Source organism: Brevibacillus sp. TJ4, assembly GCF_044627595.2.
In the GTDB taxonomy this organism is placed as follows: domain Bacteria; phylum Bacillota; class Bacilli; order Brevibacillales; family Brevibacillaceae; genus Brevibacillus.
In genome coordinates, this window is the sequence record NZ_CP185865.1 from 3,296,439 (window position 1) to 3,310,417 (window position 13,979).

The 13,979-nt window shown below is 56.1% G+C and carries 14 protein-coding genes and 1 other annotated feature; of the genes, 2 read left to right on the forward strand and 12 right to left on the reverse strand.

What is annotated here, in order from left to right:
* Positions 1-25: 25 nt before the first annotated feature.
* The 10 genes from ACAF76_RS16155 to ACAF76_RS16200 form a co-directional block, all read right to left on the reverse strand.
* The gene (locus tag ACAF76_RS16155) at positions 26-355 is read right to left on the reverse strand and encodes a DUF3870 domain-containing protein (protein WP_400161885.1); all 330 of its coding nucleotides are present in this window, start codon (positions 353-355) and stop codon (positions 26-28) included.
* Between the two features lie 381 nt (positions 356-736).
* Positions 737-1,642: an N-acetylmuramic acid 6-phosphate etherase gene (gene murQ / locus ACAF76_RS16160; RefSeq protein ID WP_400161886.1), complete on the reverse strand. Its 906-nt coding sequence runs from the start codon at positions 1,640-1,642 to the stop codon at positions 737-739.
* Positions 1,635-2,618: an N-acetylglucosamine kinase gene (locus tag ACAF76_RS16165; protein ID WP_400161887.1), complete on the reverse strand. Its 984-nt coding sequence runs from the start codon at positions 2,616-2,618 to the stop codon at positions 1,635-1,637. The genes murQ and ACAF76_RS16165 overlap by 8 nt, the downstream gene beginning before the upstream one ends.
* Positions 2,605-3,429: a carbohydrate ABC transporter permease gene (locus ACAF76_RS16170; RefSeq protein WP_400161888.1), complete on the reverse strand. Its 825-nt coding sequence runs from the start codon at positions 3,427-3,429 to the stop codon at positions 2,605-2,607. Before ACAF76_RS16170 ends, ACAF76_RS16165 begins: the two co-directional genes overlap by 14 nt.
* A 46-nt stretch (positions 3,430-3,475) precedes the next feature.
* Positions 3,476-4,414 carry a carbohydrate ABC transporter permease gene (locus ACAF76_RS16175; RefSeq protein ID WP_400162081.1) on the reverse strand — a complete coding sequence of 313 codons (939 nt, stop codon included), beginning with the start codon at positions 4,412-4,414 and terminating at the stop codon, positions 3,476-3,478.
* A 69-nt stretch (positions 4,415-4,483) separates the two neighbouring features.
* Positions 4,484-5,782 (reverse strand): ABC transporter substrate-binding protein, encoded by a 1,299-nt coding sequence (locus tag ACAF76_RS16180; RefSeq protein ID WP_400161889.1) that lies wholly within the window; start codon positions 5,780-5,782, stop codon positions 4,484-4,486.
* A 62-nt stretch (positions 5,783-5,844) separates the two neighbouring features.
* Positions 5,845-6,888, reverse strand: coding sequence for a serine hydrolase domain-containing protein (locus ACAF76_RS16185; RefSeq protein WP_400161890.1), 1,044 nt, complete (start codon positions 6,886-6,888; stop codon positions 5,845-5,847).
* Positions 6,889-6,899: 11 nt separating this feature from the next.
* Positions 6,900-7,757: a MurR/RpiR family transcriptional regulator gene (locus ACAF76_RS16190; RefSeq protein WP_400161891.1), complete on the reverse strand. Its 858-nt coding sequence runs from the start codon at positions 7,755-7,757 to the stop codon at positions 6,900-6,902.
* A gap of 188 nt (positions 7,758-7,945) precedes the next feature.
* Positions 7,946-8,641, reverse strand: coding sequence for a metal-dependent hydrolase (locus tag ACAF76_RS16195; RefSeq protein WP_400161892.1), 696 nt, complete (start codon positions 8,639-8,641; stop codon positions 7,946-7,948).
* A 167-nt stretch (positions 8,642-8,808) separates the two neighbouring features.
* Positions 8,809-9,003: a hypothetical protein gene (locus tag ACAF76_RS16200; protein WP_400161893.1), complete on the reverse strand. Its 195-nt coding sequence runs from the start codon at positions 9,001-9,003 to the stop codon at positions 8,809-8,811.
* A gap of 324 nt (positions 9,004-9,327) precedes the next feature.
* Between ACAF76_RS16200 and ACAF76_RS16205 the strand changes: the two genes are divergently transcribed.
* On the forward strand, positions 9,328-9,918 hold the full coding sequence (locus ACAF76_RS16205; protein ID WP_400161894.1) for a hypothetical protein: 591 nt from the start codon (positions 9,328-9,330) through the stop codon (positions 9,916-9,918).
* A 68-nt stretch (positions 9,919-9,986) separates the two neighbouring features.
* On the opposite strand, the gene ACAF76_RS16210 is transcribed toward ACAF76_RS16205, so the two are convergent.
* Both ACAF76_RS16210 and ACAF76_RS16215 read right to left on the reverse strand, forming a co-directional pair.
* On the reverse strand, positions 9,987-11,180 hold the full coding sequence (locus ACAF76_RS16210) for a M20 family metallopeptidase (protein WP_400161895.1): 1,194 nt from the start codon (positions 11,178-11,180) through the stop codon (positions 9,987-9,989).
* A gap of 70 nt (positions 11,181-11,250) precedes the next feature.
* Positions 11,251-12,486: a Zn-dependent hydrolase gene (locus tag ACAF76_RS16215; protein ID WP_400162082.1), complete on the reverse strand. Its 1,236-nt coding sequence runs from the start codon at positions 12,484-12,486 to the stop codon at positions 11,251-11,253.
* 175 nt (positions 12,487-12,661) lie between these two features.
* Positions 12,662-12,932, forward strand: a binding site (T-box leader).
* 60 nt (positions 12,933-12,992) lie between these two features.
* On the opposite strand from ACAF76_RS16215, the gene trpS reads away from it, so the two are divergent.
* On the forward strand, positions 12,993-13,979 hold the full coding sequence (trpS, locus tag ACAF76_RS16220) for a tryptophan--tRNA ligase (protein WP_400161896.1): 987 nt from the start codon (positions 12,993-12,995) through the stop codon (positions 13,977-13,979).

Genomic DNA, 13,979 nt, shown 5'->3' on the forward strand with positions numbered 1-13,979 from the left:
GTACAACCCTCCGACACTGGGTAGCTTACCTTTTTTTTTCGTAATAACGATCGACAGCGGCGCGGATCGCCTGAAGGACGGCCCCTTGTCCAGGACCGAGAAAACGCTCCTGAATTTCCTGGGTCAGCTCCTTCATTCCATGTGAAACAGATTTTCCCACCACCAAATCGACCAGAAATCCGTTTGTCTTTTCCATGACAAATGAAAAGCTGGCGTCACAAATTACGTCATGCTCCGAATCAATGATCAGCACGCACCCGATCACCGTCGATACTTCGTACAGAGCAGTCCCTTTGGGGATTTGGGCAAAGCCTGCCGTTAAGACAGTCCGCTTGTTCATCCTGGCTTCACTCACTCATTCCTCCACTACATTCTGAAATTGCGCGCTCAAGGCCTGCTGCAATGGGACGATAAAACGGCTACCTCTGATACAGAAATAGCCTAGAAGTCAAATTGATAGCAAATGATTATTAATTCTACATTACTCCTTTATTATTTTCCATCCTTTTCCTATCAAAATGTGCACCATTATATAAAGAATGAAGTCTTCCGTCAGAGAGAGCATGGCAAACGTCCAGCTACCATTCTGTACACGCAAAAACCCAGTATTTGTAAAGGATTTGTAGGGGAAGGGCAAAGGGCACGAATTCCTGCAGGGGAAACGGCGTACAGCTCCGCCATTAGCAGAAAAAAACATGCAGCTCTCCCCTTAACGGAGCATGAGCTGCATGGTTTGCTACTTCTCTTGTTCGATTGCCAGACGCACCTTGCCTTGCGCCCGCGCGATTCTGCGCAGCGCCTCCTCATGGGACACGCCCGTTTTTTGCATGACGATCGCCACCCGGACATCGCCGGCCGCCGCTGCAATCAGCTTCTCGGCCTCGCCGTAATCCACGCCGGTCACCTGCATGATGATGCGCTTGGCCCGTTCCTGGAGCTTTTGATTGGTCGCCTGCACATTGACCATCAGATTGCCGTACACCTTGCCGAGCTGCACCATGCTGGCTGTCGTCAGCATGTTCAGGACCATTTTGGTGGCAGTGCCCGCCTTAAGCCGGGTAGAACCGGCGACGACTTCCGGGCCGACGACGACATTGATGGACACATCGACCCCGTGGCTGATCTCTGGAGTCGGATTGCATGACAGCGAGACGATTTTCGCCCCACGGCTCTTGGCTGCCTCCAACGCGCCGCGGACGTAAGGCGTTCTGCCGCTGGCGGCAATCCCGACGACCACGTCGCGTGCGCTGACAGCAGCGCGCTCGACATCCTCGTATCCCAACTCCAGGGAATCTTCTGCTCCCTCTACCGCTTCGCTCAATGCCACAGGGCCGCCCGCGATGATGCCCCGCACGAGGGACGGTTCTGTCCCGTAGGTCGGAGGGCACTCGGAAGCATCCAATACACCGAGCCGACCACTGGTTCCCGCTCCGAAGTAAAGCAGCCTGCCGCCCCGCTCCATCGCGCTTACAATCAGCTCCACAGCTTGGGCGATCTCGGGGAGAACCTGGCGTACAGCACGCGCCACCTTTTCGTCCTCCTCGTTCATCAGCGTGACGATTTCCAGAGCGGACATTTCGTCCAGTCGTTCGCTCGCCGCATTGCGCATTTCAGTCTGAAGCTGGTACAAGTTATCATTCATCGACATAGCTTCCTTTCCACGCTTCGTTCATCTGTAGCTGCCTGATGACCTTCTCGTCCAGGAGCGCTCCCGCACGCTCCAGCGCAGCCGCCAACGCGCCGGTCACAGGCGTAACGACCGGCTGGCATACGTGAAATTCTGCAATGTGCAGAAGCTCCTGGCGCACCAATGTGTCTGTCGTCAACAGTCCGCCAGCCAATACGACAGGCAGGCTTTCCCCCATCTTTTGCTGGCAGGCGGCTGCAAGCCCGGCGAGCTCGGCAGCGGCCTGCCGCACCAACTGCCTGGCGACAGCATCCCCGCCACGCGCCGCCGTCTCCGCCAGGCTGCTCAACGACGCCAGCTCCTTGCGCGGATTGCCGCTGCCGTAGAGAATCGCGATCAGCTCGGGGACCGTTTGTACCGCGTAATGGGCGAGCAGCAACTGGCTCAGCGCGGTCGGCTCCGCTCTGCCGTCGAAAGCCCGCAGTGCCGCACTCACAGCCTGCCTGCCCAGATCGAATCCGCTGCCTTCATCGCCGACCAGATAGCCCCAGCCGCCGACGCGATACCGCTCCCCCCTGCTGTTGATCCCGTAGGCTATCGAACCGGTGCCTGCGATCAGCACGATTCCCGGCTTCCCCCACGTTCCCGCGTAGAGGGCTGCGACCGCGTCGTTGTCGAGATGTAGCCGCTCCTGCCACTCTTCTGCGAAAGCGTCGGTGAGCAGCTGCATAATAGCCGGGCGATCCGCGCCTGCCAGACCGAGGTACAAGGCTTCAACCTGATCCCGGCTCGTTCCGGCGCTTTGGATCAACTCGTCGATCAACTGCCTTAGCGTCCGCTCGACTTCGCTCCAGGGACGGGACAGCGCATTGGAGCCGTCCCCGACTGCGATCGCTGCCACCCGGCCCGCCTCGTCGCAGATCGCTCCTCTCGTCCGGGTACCTCCTCCGTCTATGCCGATAAACCAGCGACTTTGCTTATTTGACCGCACCTGCCGTCAACCCCTCCATAAATTGCCGGGACGCTACCAGGAACACGGCGATCATCGGCAAGGCAGAGAGAGTCAGACCGGCAAACAGCAGGCTCCAATTCGTCTCGTACTCGCCGAACAACACCATCATCCCTACCGGAATCGTCTTTAGCGCATCCTCTTGTATAAAAATGAGCGGAAAGAAAAAATCGTTCCAGGCACCGATAAAATTGATGATGACGACCGTTCCCAGCGCAGGCCGGATGAGCGGCAGCAGCACCTTCCACAAAACCTGAAAGTGCGTGCAGCCGTCGATGCGCGCCGCTTCCTCCAGCTCGACCGGAAGCGCCCGGAAAAAACCTGTCAAAATCAACACCGAAATCGGAATTCCGGTCGCCGTGTAAATCAGGATCAGCGACCAGAGCGAATTGATCAACCCGAGATTTTTCATCAGCATAAACAAGGGCACGATGCCCAGCTTGATCGGAATCATCAGCCCGGCAATGAAAAAGAAGTAGAGCAAACCGGTCCATTTAAAGGAGAAGCGGGCCAGGTAAAAGGCTGCCATCGCTGAAAAAAGCGCGACCAGCACCACCGAAACGACGCTGACGATGACACTGTTGAGCAGAAAACTGCCAAACGGAACGGCCTCCCACAATTTCTGGTACGACTCCAAATGGAGCGATAGCGGCAGCGAAAACGGATTCGCCAAAATGTCCATGTTGCTTTTGAAGGAGGAGGCGACCATCAGAATCATCGGATAGACGGCCACCACCATAAACAAATACGCAAACAGATACTGCAACGCCCGCGTGCCGATACTCGTCTTCATGCACCTTTTCCTCCTTTTCTCGACGCTGTCATCTTCCCTTCCCCCATCAATGCTGCACTTCCCGTTTGCGCATCAGATAGAGTGACAGCGCGGAGACGGAACCGACGATGGCAAACAGCACGACAGCAAGCGCGGAACCAAGACCGATCGACACGTCTCCGCCGCCCGCACTGCTAAATGCCAGGCGGTAGAAGTACACGGCCAAAAGGTCTGTCGAACGGAACGGCTCGCCCATCGAGCCTTGCATCGCGTAGACCAGTTCAAACGCTTCGAATGCCTGGATGAAGGTAAAGACTGTCATAATCGTGATGGACGGCATGCAGAGCGGCAGGTAGATTTTCCACAACAGGGTCAAGCCCTTCGCTCCATCCAGCCGTGCCGCTTCCACCAACTCCTCCGGGATCGACTGCAGCCCGGCGAGAAAGATCAGCATGGCAAACCCGATTCCGAACCAGCAGTTAACGAGAATGATCGACATGAGTGCCGTATCGGGGTGACCGAGCCACGGCTGCGCCCAGTGCCCCAGCCCGACATTGGTCAGAAGCGTATTCAATGCCCCGTAGTTCGGATTCAAAATCAGCTTCCACAAAAACCCGACGACGATCACCGAGAGCAGACGCGGCATGAAGATCGCCACTTTCAGGAACCCCGCTCCGCGGATTTTGCGGTAAATGACGAAGGCAAGCGCGAAGGCGATGCCGTTTTGCACGATCATCTCCACGACGAAGTACAGGACATTGTGGCGAAACGCATTCCAGAACATCGCGTTGTACGGCTCGATCTGGAACAGCGTCAAAAAGTTGTTCAGCCCTGCAAACACTCCGCGCTTCAATCCTTGCCACTCGTACAAGCTGTAGGTGAAAGCGGAAAAGATCGGATACACGACAAAGAGTCCATACACAATCGCCGCCGGGATCGGGAAAAGGTGGACGAGCCAGCCCAGCTTTCCTTTCGGCCGGATTGTATATCTGCTGTAATTGCTGATGACCTTCACCCCCCAGTGGAAAACACGGTGCGAGAGCAGCAAGAGCGTCCCTCCCGCACCGGCCTGTTCTTACTTCTTGAATGGCTCAAACCAGGTTTCCGCGGACTTCTGCACTTCTTCCACGACCTGCTCCGGCGTCATTTCGCCGAGGTACATGCCTTGCAGGGCGTTTTCCAGCGTTTGCTTGGTCGTCGGATTGCCTCCAGTAAAATGAACGACCATCAAGTAGGACGAGGAATTGTTTTGCGCCAATTCTGACATTTTGTTCACCAGCGGATCGTCTACCGAGACGCCAGGTACGGCACTGATGCGTTTGAACTCGTTGGCGAACTGCTGGCCAAACTGCGTAGTCGTCATGTATTCCATGAACTTGAGTGCTGCTTCCTTGTTTTTCGACTTGGCATTCACGGCGTAGGAACCGTCAACCCAGGTGGTGAGAATTTTTTGTCCGTCGTCGCCAGGCATCGGGAAGAAATCGAGCGGCAGATCGGGGTTCAGCTTCAACAGACCTTCCAGTTCGAAGTTGCCGTTGATGAACATCGCTGCTTTTCCCGTCGCGAACAAGGTGCGTTGGTCATTCAGATCCAGCCCGATATAATTTTCCGGGAAATAAGGAATCAGTTCTTGCATTCGCTGGATCGAGCGGAGAAATTCGGGGCTTTTCAGATCGGTCTCTCCGTTCAGCAGCTTGTCGACGTACGCGTTGCCGCCGTACGTGCCGGGGGCGATCACGCCATGTGCCAACGACAACAGCCAGCCTTCCTTTGCACCGAAGGCAATCGGCGTAATCCCCTTGTCTTTCAACGCCTGTGCTGTCGCGATCAACTCATCCCAGCTCTGCGGCTCGCTCAGCCCGTTTTCCTCGAAAATTTGCTTGTTGTAGTAGAACTGCGTGGTGCTCAGATTCAGCGGGACTCCGTAAATCTTGCCATCCTTGCCTGTCGCTACAGCCAGTGTCTCTTTCGGGAAGTTGTTGATGCCAGGCAAGTTGTCGAGTGGTTCCAAATACCCTGCCTCCGCCAGCGTCAGCCCTGCGGCATACGGGCGAAGCTGGAGAATGTCGGGGCCGCTGTCGCTTTGCAGCGCGGTGTTGAGGATCGTGTTGTATTCGGTAGCCTTGAACGGTTTGAAGTCGATCTTGATGCCGGGATTATCTGCCTCGAATGCGGCGATCAGCTTGGCGTAGCCCTCTGTGTCCTCTACCCGCCAGCTATGCATGCTGACAGTGACCTGCTCTGCTCCTCCCTCGTTGCCTGTCGGTTCTGTTCCTGTACCCGTGTTTGAATCCGACGTGCTGCTGCATCCTGCCAGCGCCAGCAAAGCGGCCAGGCTGACAGATGCCAATCTGTGAAGACGACTTTGTTTCATGCCAAATCCTCCCCCATTTTTCCTGAAATCCAGTTTTTCTGGTTCTCTCCTCGCCTACTCTATCAAGTCAGGCTCTGCCGAAGCTCGGCCGTGACTGCATCGTGTAAAAGCGGGCGCAATGCGCGAAGCTGGTGGTTGCGCCCCAGATGGACCACATTCGTCAAAAACACGACTGCCCACTCGTGTACCGGATCTATCCACAGGCTGGTGCCGGTAAACCCGGTGTGTCCGAAGCTGTCCGGATGAAATCCGCCGCCGCAGCTTTTGCCGGAGCTGCTGCCTTTTCGCTCCCAGCCGTATCCCCTGTCTTCGTTCAGTCCCTGGGTGTGGCAGCGGATTGCCTCCATGCGCCAGTTGGCTGAAAGGATTGCCCGCTCTTCATCAAGCCAGCTCAACGCATACAAAGCGAGGTCGTCTGCAGTGCCAAACAGCCCGGCATGGCCCGCGACTCCTCCCATGGCGTACGCCTTTTCGTCATGCACCTCACCCACGAGATAGTCGCCCGTCAATGCGCAAAATTCTGTAGATGCAATATTTTGAAAATGGGATTTATTCGGACAATAAAGGCTATGCTCCATCCCCAGCGGAGAGAAGATGCGACGAGACGTATACGCATCAAGCGGCTCGCCGGTGACGCGTTCCAGCAGCAGTCCCAGCCAGATCATGCCCAGGTCGCTGTACACGACCCGACTGCCTGCCTCGTGCAGGAGCGGCTGTTCGTATACGAGCTCCGGGAGCGGCATCGGTTGGTCACGTCTGCGCACTTGCAAGTCTGCGGGCAGCCCCGACGTGTGCGTCAAAAGCTGCGAGACGGTAATGCCTCTCTTGTCTGCCGGTGCGCCGGGAAAGTAGTCGCCGAGCGGATCGTCTGGCGAGATGCGTCCCTCCTGCATGAGCAGCAACAGCGCCGGCAAGGTGGCCGTGACCTTTGTCAAGGAAGCGAGATCGTACAATGTCTCACTGGTCACAGGGGCACGGCTCTTTACATCGGTGACGCCCGTTTCATAAGAAAAGACAATGCTTCCCTTATGCACCACGCGCAGCGCCGCACCCGGCAACAGACCTTGCCGGGTCCAGTCCATTAGCAATTTCCTGACCGACTCCATAAAGCTCCCCCTCACTCCGGTGTCCGCTTCGTTCGGCTGACCGCCAGTCTCGTTTTTTCCAGCAGCGGGATGACCTGGTCCTGCTGTCTACTCACCATTGTCATAAACAGGATGTCGATCACGTTCAACTGCGCGATACGCGACGCCATCGCCCCGCTGCGAATACTTTTTTCCACCGAACTGGTAAACAGGCGTATATCGGCCAGTTCCGCGACGGGAGACGGTCCGAACTTGGTCAGCGAAATAATCGTCGCTCCCTGCTGCTTGGCCTCCGTCAGCGATTGAATCACGTCTTCTGTCTGCCCCGAGTAGGAGATGCCGATTACGACATCCCGCTCAGTCAGGCTCACCGCAGACGTAAGCTGTGCGTGGAAATCGCTGTAGGCATCGCACCACAGGTTGATCCGCGAAAACTTTTGCCGGATGTCAGCCGCGATGACGGCAGATGCGCCGACTCCGTAGACATCGATTTTTCTCGCTCGGGAAAGAGCCTCCGCGGCACGCTCCACCTCTTCGCTCGACAAGACGGACAGGGTGTCCTGGATCGACTGGATATTGTTCCAGCTAACCGCTTTCATAATTGAGTCGACCGAGCCTTCCATCATAATTTCCTGATAGCTCCCGAGTGTCGTCTGTTTGTTCAAATCACCGGCAATCCGCAGCTTTAGCTCCTGGTACCCCTTCATATTGAGCGAGCGCGCAAGGCGAATGATCGTCGCTTCAGAGACGCCGCTCAGCTCCGCCAGCTTCTGTACCGAGAGCTTTACGACTTCCTCCGGATGCTCCAAAATATACGTGGCTACTTTCCGCTCTGACGGTTTCAACTCGTCCACAACCGCCTGCAGGCTTACCAAACCTCCGTTTAACATTACGCCACCGCCGTTCCATCCAAATCTTACCTCTTATTGTATGGAGTAATATTTCTTTAGTCAATTATCAAATATTAAATAATATTTCATAACAACAATACGCGGAAGACTTGTGCGCTCCCATATAAAAAAGCCGCCATCGGTACGGATGGCAGCTTGGCTGTCAGTAAATAATTGGCTTGCTCCCGTTATGGCAAACGGTATGACTCGCCCGGCTTCAATGCCTTGCCGCGAATATCTTCTTCTGCCAATGCAGCTACGAATGCATCCCCGTCCTGCTGGATTGGCGGGAACGTATTGTAATGAATCGGCACGACGAAATCGGCCTTGACCCACTTTGCGGCAATATGTGCGTCTTCGGGTCCCATCGTAAAGTGATCGCCGATCGGCAGGAACGCCAGATCGATGTCATACAGCTCGCCAAACATCTTCAGGTCGCCGAACAGCCCCGTATCTCCGGCATGATAGACCGTTTTGCCGCCCATTTCGACGATAAACCCGCCTGGCATTCCGAGGTACACGATCTGTTGCTGCTCGCTTGCGATGACCCCCGAGCTGTGGAACGCATGGGTCATTTTTACTTTGCCAAACGGCAGGCGAAGCGATCCGCCCAGGTTGATCCCGATCGTCTTGACCCCCTGCCACCCGAGGTATGTAGCCAATTCGTGAGTCGCCACAATGGTTGCATCGTTTTGCTTCGCGAGTTCGACTGCATCCAGGATGTGGTCCTGGTGCCCGTGCGTGAGCAGAATGTGCGAAACCCGAATGTCAGCGAGCTTCGTCGTCGCCAGCGGATTGCCTGAGATAAACGGATCGAACATGATTGAATGGTCTCCAGCAGTCAATTGAACGGAAGAATGACCGTGGTACGTGATTTCCAACATGGTATCCCCTGCCTTTGTGTCATATTCATTACCTATCTATGGTAACATGTACAGGCTATGCAGTGAAATCTCGTATTTCATCGAAACTCGCATTTGCCACACAGGCAAAAAGCTGCCCTGTCCAGGCAGCTTGATGTGACGTAACTGTCGTGTGCCGTCTTTCGCCATTAGTGATGGCGTCCCAGCTCCGTTACAGCGACAATTTTGGAGTTGCGGATGATCGTGCGGTGTTTTCCGTCGTTGTCACGCAAGATAATGGTCGACGATTTTACTTCGTCCAACCTCCCCGTGTAGGTGCCATCAACCGTCTCTACTCGTACTTGTTTTCCCAAAAATCGTTCTACCTGATCTCTGAAAGCCATCTTCGATCCCTCCTTCCCTTGTATCCTATGTACATGCGGCATCACCCTCTTACGCACATGCGGAGAACAGGGGAAAATGTACGAGTATACGATGTACAAGTGCCTCATCTCTCCTTGGTGAGTTGACTGCTTTTTTCCGCTGAAATCTACGCAAGCTCGACAAAGTGAGAAGGTTTTCGTGATCAAGGCGTGCCACAAGCGCTTTTTGTTACCGAAGGGTGCAGGAATTTGTCGCACGATTGGCACAGGAAATGACGAGCCTGACACAGAAAGGCTATAGCAAAAACTGTGCACGAGGTTGGGATGCGACAGGAGGGATTGTTGATGGGAAACGTCATTGAATTGGTTGCAAGAGAAAAGACGTATACGGGCAGGGAGGTAGCCCATATGCTGGGCATCGGGGCAAGTACCTTGCGCAAGTGGAGCATGCTGCTGGAGCAGCATGGCTATTGGTTTGTGCGGGACAGCCAGAATCGCCGCGAGTACCGGCAAATCGATGTAGCCGCCCTGCAGCGGTTTTACCGCCTGACCAAAGATCAGCTCTTTCCCCAGGAAGAAGCGGCACAAATGATCGCGAGCCAGCAGATGCCCGAGCCGGCCCGCAGAGAGAGCGCGCCCAGTCTTTCCGCGGCACCGAGCATGCCAGCACCGCAGCCTGTGGAGTTGACTTCTGCGACCTTTGACGCCAAGCTGCAAGCGTTGGCTGCCCGGGTACACATGCAGGACCTTGCCCAGCACGATTTGCTGCAGCGAATTGAAAAGCATGAAGCGTACATTCGCAGCAGCCTGAAAGAGCGAGACAGGCGCCTGACGAAGGCGATGAAAGACATCCTCGACACCAAGGCCCAGCTCGCACGAATCCAAAACCAGCAAAGGAAAAGCTCGATATGGCACCGTCTGTTTCGCATCGAATAGCCGTACACTGACAAGACCTCCTGCATCCATCGGACAGGAGGTCTTGTTGTATTGTTTCGTATCGCTGCCTAGCCTTCCATGACGATTTTGCGAGCGGCGTTGACAAACATCTTCACGCCGACTTCCAGCGCATTCTCTTCAATGGCAAAGCGAGGGTGGTGGTGCGGGTAGGTAATCCCTTTTTCCCGGTTGCCCGCCGCGATGTAAAAGAAGCAGCCAGGCGCCTTTTGCTGGAATGCGGAAAAGTCTTCTCCGCCCATGTTCGGACGGATGTGCTCGACCCACTCCGCGCCCAGCGATTCGACCACGACATCTTCCATCAGACGGGTCACTTCCGCGTCGTTGATGACCGGGCGATAGCCGTTTTCGTATTCGAACTCATAGCTGGCTCCGTGTGCTTCCGTAATTCCCTTTACGACGCGCTCCATCAATGTCGGCATGTTGGCGCGCAACTCGGGATTGAAGCTGCGTACCGTACCGAGGATTTCCACGGAACCGGGAATGACATTGTGCGTCGTACCGCCGACGAACTTGGTCACGGACACGACCAGGTTGTCCAGCGGGTCCGTATTGCGGGCGACGATGTGCTGCAAGTTGGTCACGACCTGTGCGGCGATGGCGATGCTGTCGATCGTTTGATGCGGCAGCGCTGCGTGACCGCCTTTTCCTTTGACCACGATGTAGAAAGTGTCCGGGGCAGCCATCATCGGCCCCGGGCAAATCCCGACTGTACCGAACTCCATCGACGCCCACAGGTGCGAGCCGATCACCAGGTCCACGCCGTCCATCACGCCGGCCTCCACCATCTCCTCGGCCCCGCCGGGAGCGAGCTCCTCCGCATGCTGAAAGAGGAAGCGGACTTCTCCTTTAATCTGCTCCTTCATCCCCGCGAGCAGCTTCGCCGCTCCCAGCAGCATTGCCGTATGCCCGTCATGTCCGCAGGCGTGCATCACTCCGGGATTTTGCGAGGCGTACGGCAAGTCGTTCTCCTCGGTAATCGGCAGGGCGTCCATGTCGGCGCGCATCGCCAGCACCTTGCCCGGCGCAGGGCCGATCAATCGGGCCACGACACTCGTCCTGGTCGGTCTGGTCACCTCCAGATTGCCGAACGAAACAAGCGTATCGTAGACGAACTGGGCTGTGTTTTCTTCGTGAAAGGAAAGCTCCGGATTCTGATGCAAATACCGCCTCCAGGCAATCACCTGCTCTTTGATTTCTTCCACCGCTTTGTTCAGCGTTTCCACTGCGCTCGCTGTCGTCATCCTTGCTTCTCCTCCTTTATGTATGCCCGCTGCTGCTGGCAACGGACTGATTATTTCGTCTGTCGGGAAATTACGATTGTTCCGTCGCCAAAGTCAGGATGGTGCGATACAGCACATCCGCACTCTTGGCACAGTCCTCTTTTGACGTATACTCCGCCGGGTTGTGGCTGATGCCGTCTTTGGAGCGGGCAAACATCATTCCTACCGGGCACAGGTCGACGAGCTGCATCCCGTCATGCCCCGCGCCGCTCGGCAAGGTGAATACCGGCAGCCCCTCCGCTTCGCAAGCCTCCTGAATCGCCTCCTGCACTTCGCGGGAGCAGCGTACCGGAGCGACACGCTGCATGTTTTCCACTTGCAGCCTGATGCCGCGGCGTTCGCAAATCACGCTGGCATCGCGCATGATCCGCTCTTCTACCTCGTCGCGTACCGCCTCGTCCACATCGCGCAGGTCGAGCGTGAACTCGACTCTTCCCGGAATCACGTTCACGCCTCCGGGGAATGCTTGCAGCTTGCCGATCGTGCCGACCGTGCTGCCCGTCCGGGACGCCTCCCGCTCGATGCACAACATGATTTCCGCGGCAGCAGCCAGTGCGTCGCGACGAATCGTCATCGGCGTAGTGCCAGCATGCCCTGCCTCGCCTTCGAGTGTGAATTTCACCCAGATCGGTCCGGCGATGCCGCTTACGACGCCGACGGCCAGCTCGCGGCTCTCCAGCACTTTTCCCTGCTCGATATGCAGCTCCAAATACGCTTTCACGCTGCCCGGCTTGCGTACCGCATTGCCGATCTGCTCCGGGTCCAGCCCGCTCTGCCGCATCGCCTCGGCAATCGTGATGCCGTCTTTGTCCCGGGCCTGCAAATCTTCCGGCTTCAGGCGTCCGGCGATCGCCCGACTGCCAATCATGCCAAATCCGAAGCGCGTCCCTTCTTCATCCGTAAACGCGATCACCTCGATCGGATGATCGGTCTCAATCCCTTGCTCCTGCATCGTCTGCAGGGCTTCCACGCCTGCTAGCACACCCAGCGGTCCGTCAAAGTCGCCGCCATGCGGAACCGAATCGATGTGCGAACCGACAAGCACCACAGGAGCGGCAGGATTTCTCCCTTCCTTGCGACCGATCAGGTTGCCTGCCTCATCTTCCCGCACCGTCAAACCCACTTCCCGCATAAAGCCTGCGACCAAATCTTTGGCTGCCCGCTCTTCCGCAGTAAAGGAGAGGCGCTTCACTCCGCCGCCCACTTCCTGCCGTCCGATTTTCCCCAGTTGCATCAAACGGTCCCACAAACGCTCTGCATTGATCATAAGCTGAGTCACCCTCTTTTTCCTGCTTTTGCCAATCCTCATCTGTGCAGAAAGCAAGGTTGGTATGAACCCATTGTAGAGTAGACAGACAATTTTTGAAAGATCAAAGTCGGGACTGCCATCCCTCTTGCTTTTTTTTCAAGCAGTGAGTAAAATTAGTGATCAAAAGCTAGACTCGATTGCGATGAGGAAGAAGAGTAGCCATTGTGCGAGACCGAAGAGAGCTGATGGGTGGTGCAAATCAGCGTCGAGCAGATGGTGAATGGGCTTCCGAGCTCCAGACCGAAGCCGTCCTGTGGCGGTGTGTAGGCTCTGGCGTCCTTTGTCCCGACGTTACCAGGGACACCGTATCGAAAATGATGGTACGGAGCAAAGCGATTTTGCCCATGCTTTCTTGGCATGCAGCAAAATAACAAGGGTGGCACCACGGTTCATTCGTCCCTGTCGAGGACGGATGAGCCTTTTTTGTTTTTCATACAACAGATTGCGAAAAGGAGTAGGTAACGATGAAAACGATTTTTTCCGGGATTCAGCCAAGCGGTATTCTCACCTTGGGCAACTACCTGGGGGCGATGAAGCATTTTGTGCCGCTGCAGGATCAATTCAACTGCTACTACTGTATCGTCGACCAGCATGCGATTACCGTCCCGCAGGACCCGGCTGTGCTGAAGCAGAACATCCGCCGCCTGGCAGCACTCTACCTGGCAGTCGGCCTCGATCCGAACAAGGTCACGCTGTTTATCCAGTCGGAGGTTCCCGCTCACGCCAAACTGGGCTGGATTATGATGTGCACATCGTACGTCGGCGAACTGGAGCGGATGACGCAGTTCAAGGACAAGTCTGACGGACGAGGCGAGTCCATTCCGGCCGGCTTGCTCGTCTACCCGCCGTTGATGGCTGCTGACATTTTGCTGTACGATACCGATTTCGTCCCCGTAGGCGAAGACCAGAAGCAGCATTTGGAGCTGACCCGTGACCTGGCTGCCCGCTTCAACAGCCGATACGGCGAGACCTTCAAAATTCCTGAAATCCGCCTGCCCGAAACGGGAGCACGGATCATGTCGCTCGCCGACGGCACGAAGAAAATGAGCAAGTCCGATCCCAACCAGGGGGCATTCATTTCCATGCTCGACGATGCCGATACGATCACGAAAAAGATCAAACGGGCGCAAACCGACTCGGACAGCGCGGTACGCTACGACAAGACGGAAAAGCCGGCTGTCTCCAACCTGATGACAATCTACTCGCTATGCTCCGGCAAAACGCTGGAGGAGATCGAGGCGATGTACGAAGGAAAAGGCTACGGTGCGTTTAAAACCGACCTCGCCGAAGTAGTCGTGGAGACACTCCGCCCTGTGCAGGAGCGCTACAACGCCTTGATCGACTCGCCCGAGCTGGACGACATCCTCTCTGCCGGGGCCAAAAAAGCCAACGATGCCGCCAGCCAGATGCTGCACAAGGTAGAAACAGCGATGGGAATGGCCCGGCTGTAG